This window comes from Streptomyces sp. NPDC023838 (assembly GCF_040639555.1).
GTDB lineage: Bacteria > Actinomycetota > Actinomycetes > Streptomycetales > Streptomycetaceae > Streptomyces.
On the sequence record NZ_JBFAAD010000071.1, the window covers coordinates 1 to 8,092 of the forward strand.

Annotated in this window: 7 protein-coding genes and 1 pseudogene; 5 read left to right on the forward strand and 3 right to left on the reverse strand. The window is 70.0% G+C overall.

Annotated elements, in window-relative coordinates:
- Positions 1–223: 223 nt before the first annotated feature.
- Positions 224–550: a hypothetical protein gene (locus tag AB0G17_RS37010; RefSeq protein WP_361392592.1), complete on the forward strand. Its 327-nt coding sequence runs from the start codon at positions 224–226 to the stop codon at positions 548–550.
- Between the two features lie 158 nt (positions 551–708).
- On the opposite strand, the pseudogene AB0G17_RS37015 reads toward AB0G17_RS37010, so the two are convergent.
- Positions 709–1,618 (reverse strand): annotated as a pseudogene (locus tag AB0G17_RS37015) (transposase family protein).
- 127 nt (positions 1,619–1,745) lie between these two features.
- Here AB0G17_RS37015 and AB0G17_RS37020 point away from each other — a divergent pair.
- Positions 1,746–2,726 (forward strand): hypothetical protein, encoded by a 981-nt coding sequence (locus tag AB0G17_RS37020; RefSeq protein WP_361392595.1) that lies wholly within the window; start codon positions 1,746–1,748, stop codon positions 2,724–2,726.
- Here the strand turns inward: AB0G17_RS37020 and AB0G17_RS37025 are convergent.
- On the reverse strand, positions 2,615–3,058 hold the full coding sequence (locus AB0G17_RS37025; RefSeq protein ID WP_361392598.1) for a DUF6207 family protein: 444 nt from the start codon (positions 3,056–3,058) through the stop codon (positions 2,615–2,617). The genes AB0G17_RS37020 and AB0G17_RS37025 overlap by 112 nt on opposite strands.
- A 518-nt stretch (positions 3,059–3,576) precedes the next feature.
- On the opposite strand from AB0G17_RS37025, the gene AB0G17_RS37030 reads away from it, so the two are divergent.
- A complete protein-coding gene (locus AB0G17_RS37030) occupies positions 3,577–3,903 on the forward strand; it encodes an alpha/beta hydrolase (RefSeq protein WP_361392600.1) in 327 nt (108 codons plus the stop codon).
- 91 nt (positions 3,904–3,994) lie between these two features.
- Here the strand turns inward: AB0G17_RS37030 and AB0G17_RS37035 are convergent, their stop codons facing one another.
- The gene (locus AB0G17_RS37035) at positions 3,995–5,200 is read right to left on the reverse strand and encodes an MFS transporter (RefSeq protein ID WP_361392603.1); all 1,206 of its coding nucleotides are present in this window, start codon (positions 5,198–5,200) and stop codon (positions 3,995–3,997) included.
- Between the two features lie 108 nt (positions 5,201–5,308).
- Here AB0G17_RS37035 and AB0G17_RS37040 point away from each other — a divergent pair, with 108 nt between their 5' ends.
- Together AB0G17_RS37040 and AB0G17_RS37045 are read left to right on the forward strand one after the other, a co-directional pair.
- On the forward strand, positions 5,309–6,211 hold the full coding sequence (locus tag AB0G17_RS37040) for a LysR family transcriptional regulator (RefSeq protein WP_361392606.1): 903 nt from the start codon (positions 5,309–5,311) through the stop codon (positions 6,209–6,211).
- 260 nt (positions 6,212–6,471) lie between these two features.
- Positions 6,472–7,941: an NF041680 family putative transposase gene (locus tag AB0G17_RS37045; protein ID WP_361392608.1), complete on the forward strand. Its 1,470-nt coding sequence runs from the start codon at positions 6,472–6,474 to the stop codon at positions 7,939–7,941.
- Positions 7,942–8,092 lie beyond the last annotated feature (151 nt).

Here is an 8,092-nt window from a genome sequence, read left to right on the forward strand (position 1 = left end):
AAATTCCCGTCGTCGCCCGAAGGGCGGTCCGGCGGCGTCTGGTGCGTGCTCTCGGCGCGCCGGGCGAGAGCCCTCGTACTGGACGTACGTGGGCTCTCGCCCGGTGCGGCGAGAGTGCGTGCCAGGCGTCGCAGGACAGACGGGAATTTGACGACAGGCCCTAGGCCGCCATGCCCGCGACCGGGCTACCGCCGGCGGTCCTGCCACGGTTCGCGCAACCATCGTGCCGGTCTCACCCACCCTGCCGGCGGAACTGCACCAGCCGCGCGGCTTCGGCGGAAGGCTCGGCAGTCACCTCCTCAGCGAGCCCCCCGAGGTGACATCCGTCTTCGACATCGATGACCTCGCCGAAGACGGCCCCAGCCTGATCACCGCCACATCCACTCTCGCCACCGGCCTCATCCAGCACTTCGGCTACCCTGAAGCACTCCAGATGACCGCCGAGGGCTCCATCCGTAAGCAGTACTGGAGCACCGAGCGATACGGACCGCGCGTGTGGCAATGGGCCGAAGAGGCCGGTGTCCTCGTGGTCGAGGACACCGTTGGCTGACCTTCGCTTAGGGCGTGCAGATCTTTAATTCGTGGCTCTCCGCTCGGTGGTTCGTTGGACTGGCGTGAGCGTGTTGGAAGGTCAGCGGGCTGTGCTGGAAGCTAACGAGTTGGTGCGTGATTGCGGGTGGGCTGTGTTTGCCCTGCTCGGGGCCGTTGTCAGAGGTTGATCGCGCGGTCGGAGACGAGACCGGCGATGGCTCGGTAGGTGTCGGGCAGGCCGTCGCGGCGGTGGGTCCGGCACATGAGTTGTTTCCAGCGTTTGTGGTCGGCCAGTGCGTGCCCGACGGTGATGCGGTCGCTGGAGTGGTCGTGCCGGTCACGTTCCCACTGTTCGACTCTGCCGGGCAGTGCTCCTGGCCGGGGCTTTCGGGGCGGCGTGACAGCCTGGCCGGGATGGTCACGGCCCAGGCCCAGGTAGCCGTCGTCCAGCAGAACCTCGACCAGGTCGAAGTGGCGGAAGCAGCCGCTGATGCCTGCGGCTCGGGCCGCGGTCACATCGTGCATCCGCCCTGGCCGCAAAGCATCACTCCGTGCGGCCTTTGAAGTCCGCGATGACGGTGGCCTTCATCGTATTCTGCTTCTTCTTGCCCGACGCGAACGCACGCCGTCCGCCCCGCCCCGCGGCCGGGCGGCGGACCTGGATCTCAGTGGCGTCCAGCCTCAGTTCGACACCTTCGGCCTGGGCGTAGGCGAACACGTCCGCCAGCGAGCGAAGCCGCAGACCAGGCCGGTCGGGAACGGCGAAGCCCCGTTCGGCCAGCAGCCGGCGCACCTCGCCGATGCCCCGGATGACCGTCGAGCGGTCGACACCGAACAGCACACCCAGGACGGCGTGTGGCAGGTCGTGCCGCAGATGAATCAGGGTGACCACCAGCCGGTCTACGAACACCAGCCGATACCGGGCGCCCGCACCCGGCGCACGCTTGCGCGACCCGCCCCGCGCAGCGAACCGGTGGCCCTCAGCTGACGCCACCCACGGTTTGGCCAACTCCTCGACCAGAAGCGCCAGATGAGCCGTCGAGACCCCCGTGAACAACGGATGTGCCAACACCGCCCGATCAACCATGCCCCTCACCACCAGAGCATGCCCACCCGCAATCACGCACCAACTCGTAAGAAACCGCTCCTGGTGAATCGGGTGGTGCATGGGAGGGGTGGCTCGTCATGCTGGTGTCGAGGTGAGGAGGGGGCGCGTGGTACGCGATCAGTTGGAGATCGAGCGGAAGAACCAGCATTGTCTTGAGGCGTTTGTGGTGCGAGCCCGCCGTGTGGCCGAGCACTCCCTGGTAGAGGACCGGGAGAGCCTCGAAGCGTTCGCCGACCCGAGGGTCGTGTTCTGGTGGGACGAGAACGGCAAGATGCGCCTCCGGAATCAGCTGCCGGCCGAGGAAGCAGTCGAGTCCGCCGCGGCGCGGATCCGGCCGATCCTGCTGGAGACCGAGGACTGCTTCCACATGAAGGCGCTGAAGGCACTGGGCTACGCCTGCCGGACGTCGCCGAAGGACGCGGAGTGGGTCCAGGCAGCGCGTGCCGAGTGGAAGACACGGGTAGCCCCCGCCACGCCCGCGGGGGCCGCCTACCGGGTCATGATCTCCAACACGGCTACAGGCGAACAGCACGAGCTCGATTCGCACAGGCTTGCCCTGGCCTGGATCTACGGCGATGTGGTGCATCACGACATGGAGCGGCGAAAGGAAGGCGACCCGTTCGGATTGCGGGACCGGTTCCGGGCCGCCGTGCCGCTGGTCGCCTGGACCATGGCCGCGACGATCGAGCTCCTCGGATACATCGAAGCTCTGCAAAAGGATGGGCTTCTGCACCTACGGCCGGCAGTCTTTGACGCGCAGGTCGCCTTGAAGACGACTGAATGGGAGGAGGGTGAGGTACAGGCGTTCTATGCCCCTGAAGGGGCGGAGATGCCATCCGATGCATCTCCCGAAGGGTGGATCCCGCTGACCAAGGACACTGACCTCTCCGTCTTGCGGCACCGTTCGGGAGCACAGCTCCTCCACCCGACGAGTGCCGTGGGCGCCACCGCCCCATCCAACGAAGTCGATGTGAGTCACCTCGACGGTGTCGGCAGCACCGTGCCAGTCGCCCACGACGTTCCACGGCAGCCCGCGAGGGACTGGCAAGCCGAGCTGATCGAGCGCTGGAAGGCGATGCAGACCTGACGGGCCGCCAGCGCCCCGCGCTGGCTGGACGGCTGGTCTGGGGCGCTGGTACGGCGGCAGCTGGGCAAGCCCAGGGCGACCGGTGCAAGCCATCCGTGAAGGAGGTTTGCCCATGCCTGGCTACAGAGTCCCGCGTCCCCGGAGCAGGACGTCGGCGTAACCCGGGCGCGGACACAGGGCTCGCCGGGGACGCGCCAGATGCGGGTGATGCCGGAGGTCGCCCACATCTGTTGGAGGCGGTCCATGATCTTGCGGGCGGTGTCCTCGTTGGCGGCGGTGATGTCCAGGAGGGCCAGGCCGGGTTCGTTGAGGTGGGCCGCGTCGTGCTGCATGCCCCGAGGGACGGATCCGGGTCTGTCCGTGGGTGTCGGCGCAGGCGGAATGCGTCCCTACGAGGGAATGCCGTGTGCGTGGGTGACGGGCCCGGTCGCGTGGAGAGTATTCGGGCCGTACATATGGACGGGGCAGTCGGGTCCGCTGACAGGCCGGGCCGGTTGTGGCCCCGTGGCCGGGGGCCGTGCCTGCCCCCGAGCGGTACGGCCCCCTATCCACGAGCGAGGTTGTGGTGGTGCTTGGTCCGCCGGTGGAGCCGATGCTCGCCCAGGCCCGCGAGACGCTGCCCGGCCCGGGCGCCCTGCCGGGCGGGCTGGCCTACGAGGCGAAGTTCGACGGTTAGCTTGACGTCTAACCATGGCCTGGGATCGAGATGGGTGCAGACGGGGACAGCTTTGTGCTCCTGGCCTGCTGTGGTTGAGGTGGTGCTGGCTGCGGGACGCGTCGGGGGTTGAGTTACGTCCGCTTACACCGGCGAGGTCACGGCAGCGCCTACGCAGCCCTGGCAAGAGGACAGGTGCATGGCTCGACGAACGCTCCCACGAGGAGATCGCGGAACAGGTCGAACTGTTCTCCGCCGGAATGCCGCCGGGCACCCGACGCGCAGCTCGCCCTCTTCGGCGACATCGACGTACGGGCCGACCTCGCGCGGATCGCGGTACCGGTCCTCGTCGTCTCGCCCCTCGGGGACCTCCTCATCACTCCCGTTCACTCCCGCGAACTCGCGGAAGGTATTCCGGGAGCCAGGCTGGCGACGCTGGACTGCGGTCACGCCAACGCCTCGAAGGGGCCGGCCGAGTGGGCCGAGCTCATCACCAAGTTCCTCGCCGCCGTCGACGACTGACGCCCGCGGGCGGCATAGGCAGGCCCGGCGCCCGGCCCCGCCGCCCCTGGATCGGGGCGGCGCGGCCCAGGGGTGGGCGCCGGGCCCGGTCTCAGAAGCGCCCGGACGAGGGAGCCTTGCCCAGCGCCGTCACTGCGAGGGCCGCGACGGCGAGCCCGCCGCCCAGCCACATCACCGCGGTGACCCCGGCACCGTCCGCGGCCAGCCCCCCGGCCAACGCACCGAGGGCGATCGCCCCGTTGAAGACACCGACGAACAGCGCGGAGGCGGCCTCCCGCGTCTCGGGAGCCGAAGCGAGCAGCCAGGTCTGGGTGCTGACCGATACGCCGCCGTAGGACAGGCCCCAGACAGCGAGCAGCACGCCGGCGGTCAGGACGGAGCCGCCGAGCACCGGTACCAGCGCGACCGTGGCCGCCAGCACCGCGCTGATCACCAGCAGGGTGGAACGCGGTGACCGCCCGGCGCCCGCGCCGGCCGCGAAGTTGCCCGCCACACCGGCGACTCCGTACACCAGCAGCAGCGTGCCGATCATCCCGGCGCTCGCACCCGAGACCTCCTCCAGCACGGGGCGCACATACGTGTAGGCGGCGAAGTGACCCGTGACCAGAAACGCCACCACGGCCAGTCCGGTCCGCACCCGCGCCTCGCCGAACAGCCACATCACACCGCTGAGCCGCACGTCCTGCTCGGCGGGCAGCCGCGGCAGCAGGACCGCCAGGGCGGCCAGCACCACCAGCGCCAGCGCGCCCACCGTCACGAACGCTGTCCGCCAGTCGGCCAGTTCGCCGATGTACGTACCCGCCGGGACACCGAGCACCGACGCCACCGCGATACCGCTGAAGATCAACGAGGTCGCGGAGCCGATCGACTTCGGCGGCACCAGACGTACCGCCAGGCCCGCCGCGATCGCCCAGACGCCGCCCATGCCTACGCCGACCAGCACGCGTGCGGCCACTATCACAGCGAAGTTCGGCGACCACGCGGCGAGCAGGTTGCCCACCATCAGGACCGCCATCAGCGCACATAGCACCGTCCGCCGGTCGAAGCGCCCCAACAGCGGTGTCAGCAGCGGCGCCGACACCGCACCGACCACGCCGGTGATGGTCAAGGTCAGCCCGACGGTGCCCTCGGTCACCTTCAGCGCGTCCCCGATGGGCGTCAGCAGGCCCACGGGCAGCATCTCGGACGTCACCACCGTGAACGTCGCACTCGCGACGGCCGCGACGCCCAGCCAGCCGCGGGTCGCCGAGCGCTCCGGCACCCCAGTGGCGCCTGCAATTTCCTCAGTCTGTGCCATGCGACCAGCCAACCCGTCCCGACCTGCGGGAACAACGGCCGATCCCTCATGCTTCGATAAGTGGGACTACTCGATCGGCCGCCCGGAGCGGCGGTGTAGAACGGGACCATGAGCGGTGTCGAGATACGCGAGCTGGAGTCATTCCTCGTGCTCGCCCAGGAGTTGCACTTCGGACGGGCGGGTGAGCGGCTGTACGTCTCCCAGAGCCGGGTCAGCCAGCTGCTGCGCTCCCTGGAGAGCCGCATTGGCGCCCCGCTCGTCGAACGCACCAGCCGCCGGGTGCGCCTGACCCCGCTGGGCGAGAGCTTCCTCGCGGGCCTGCGCCCCGCGTACGACGCCCTGCGCGCCACGGTCGACGAGGCTCGGGCCGCCGCCCGGGGCATGGGCGGGGAGCTGCGCATTGGCTTCCAGGGCACCGTCGACGACTACCTCAGCCGGGCGATCGCACGGTTCGGGGACCGGTATCCCGAGTGCGCGATCGACATTGTCGAGATCCCGCTCTCCGACCCCTTCGGGCCGCTGCGCCGCCAGGAGGTGGACTGCGCGGTGGTCCTGCTGCCGGTGGCCGAGGACGACCTCATCCTCGGCCCGGTCTTCTCCCAGCAGCCGCAGACTCTCGCCGTGTCGGTCCGACACCCCTTCGCCGCCCGGGACTCGCTCTCGGCCGAGGAGCTCGCCGACTGCCGGCTCATCGGCATCGACGGCGGAGCCCCCGAGTACTGGCGCCAAGCCCAGGCTCCCGGCCTGACCCCGGGCGGCCTCCCCGTGCCGGCCGGGCCCAGCGTCAACACCCTCCAGGAAGGGCTGAGTCTGACGGCGGCCAACCGCGGCGCCATGCTGCTGTGCCGGTCCACAGCCGACTACCACGGGCGCCACGACTCGCTCACCTTCGTCCCGGTGCAAGGCTTGCCCCACTCCGAGCTGGGCCTCATCCGCCATCGCCTGCGGCCCTCCGCACAGGCGGAGGCCTTCGCACTGGCCGTCAGCGAGGCCGCCGGGACGCCGGCCTGACGGCCCACGGCCTTCACAGGGCGCCCCGGAACGGACGCCAGAGGGGCCCCCGGCCACGCCCTCGCACAGGGAGTCCACCCGTCGGCGGTGCCCCCACTGGGATTGTGCGCGGGGTTCCGGTGGTTAGCTTGTGATTTATCCAGCGGCCTCGAACAGGCGGACCCGGTGATCACTCGTCAGGGTGTTCCCGGGACGGCAGTGCGGCCTTCGCGTGATCCTGAACTCGACTAAGAGGTACAGGACTTGACGCGAAGGCCGTAATGGTGAGTGTGGTGGAACAGGGCGATCCGTTCGCGGAACTGTCACGCTTCCGGGGGGTCTTCTACGACTGCCTGACCGGCCGACGCGACGCCATGTTCGAGCTCGCCGATGCGGTGCTGTGCACCGACGGTCCGGTGAAGACCCTGGTCGGCTTGGCGCTGGCGCCCGAGCGCCGGCGCGGACACGGCGCCCTGTACGGCGCGCTGAATCGGGGCCGGGTGGATGTCGACCGGTTGCGGACCGCGCTGGCCCGCCTGCCGTTGCCCCGGGCCGCCGACGGCCGCCTGGTGCTCGCGGTGGATGTCTCCCCCTGGCTGCGACCGGACGCCGACACGAGCAACGCCCGCTCGTTCTGCCACACCTACGGCCGCGGCGACGCCAAGCACCAGATGATCCCCGGCTGGCCCTACTCGTGGGTCGTCGCCCTGGAATCGGGCCGGACCTCGTGGGTCGCACCGTTGGATGCCGTACGACTGCGGCCGGGCGACGACCTTGGCGCGGCGACCGCCTCACAACTGCGGGGCCTGGTCGAGCGCCTGGTCGCCGCGGACCAGTGGTGCGCGGGCGACCCGCTGATGTGGATCGTGGCCGACGCGGGCTACGACGTGATGCGTCTGGCCTGGCTCCTGCGCGACCTGCCCGTCGAGATCCTGGGGCGCCTGCGTTCGGACCGGGTGATGCGGCGTCCGGCGCCGACCCGCGCGGAGTTCGCTCAGGCCAACCCGGCAGGGGGCCGGCCGCCCAAGCACGGCGGGGAGTTCATCTTCAAGGACGCCCGGACCTGGGGCGCCCCGGACGCGGAGACGAAGGCGGAGACCACCCGCTACGGCACCGTCCACGCCCAGGGGTGGAACCGGCTCCACCCTGAACTCCAGCAGCGCGCCGCCTGGCGGGACCACCCCGGCAAACTTCCGGTCATCGAGGGCACCGTGGTCCGCCTCCAGGTCGACTACCTGCCAAGCGGCGGCGACCCCAAGCCTCTGCGGCTGTGGTGGTCCCGACCGACAGCCAGCCCAGCGGACACCGACCTGGCCTGGCAGACTTTCCTGCGGCGCTTCGACATCGAGCACTTCTTCAGGATGATCAAGCAGACGCTCGGCTGGACAGCCCCGAGGCTGCGAGATGCCGAGGCGGCGGATCGTTGGACCTGGCTGACCGTGGCCGCGCACACCCAACTCCGCCTCGCCCGCCCCCTGGCCATCGACCTACGACGCCCATGGGAGAAGCCGACCGAACCGAACAAGCTCACCCCCGCCCGGGTCCGCCGAGGGTTCCGACACCTGCACGCTCGAACCTCAACACCGGCCGCAGTGCCGAAACCCTCCCGCCCCGGCCCCGGACGCCCACCCGGCTCGAAAAACCGGCGGCCGGCGAACCGCTACGACGTGGGCCTGCTCCTGGTCACCGGCGAGCCCTACCGCAGACCGACCCACCACAAGGTCGGCACCAAACCCCGCCGCACCGGATAAATCACAAGCTGAGGAACGGTGGGAATCGCCTCGCCCACTGCCGGTTCGTACGTCCTCTAGGGCCTGTCTGACAAAGGATCTCGGAGGGGTTCGCGGAGCCAGAGGATGAGTGCGGCGAGGTGGACTCCGGCCATGTAGCGGGCGGCGAGTT

Coding starts and splice junctions, on each gene's coding strand:
- AB0G17_RS37040 (WP_361392606.1), top strand. CDS start 5,309: ATGAGCGGTGTCGAGATACGCGAGCTGGAGTCATTCCTCGTGCTCGCC.
- AB0G17_RS37045 (WP_361392608.1), top strand. CDS start 6,472: ATGGTGAGTGTGGTGGAACAGGGCGATCCGTTCGCGGAACTGTCACGC.
- AB0G17_RS37025 (WP_361392598.1), bottom strand. CDS start 3,058: ATGCAGCACGACGCGGCCCACCTCAACGAACCCGGCCTGGCCCTCCTG.
- AB0G17_RS37035 (WP_361392603.1), bottom strand. CDS start 5,200: ATGGCACAGACTGAGGAAATTGCAGGCGCCACTGGGGTGCCGGAGCGC.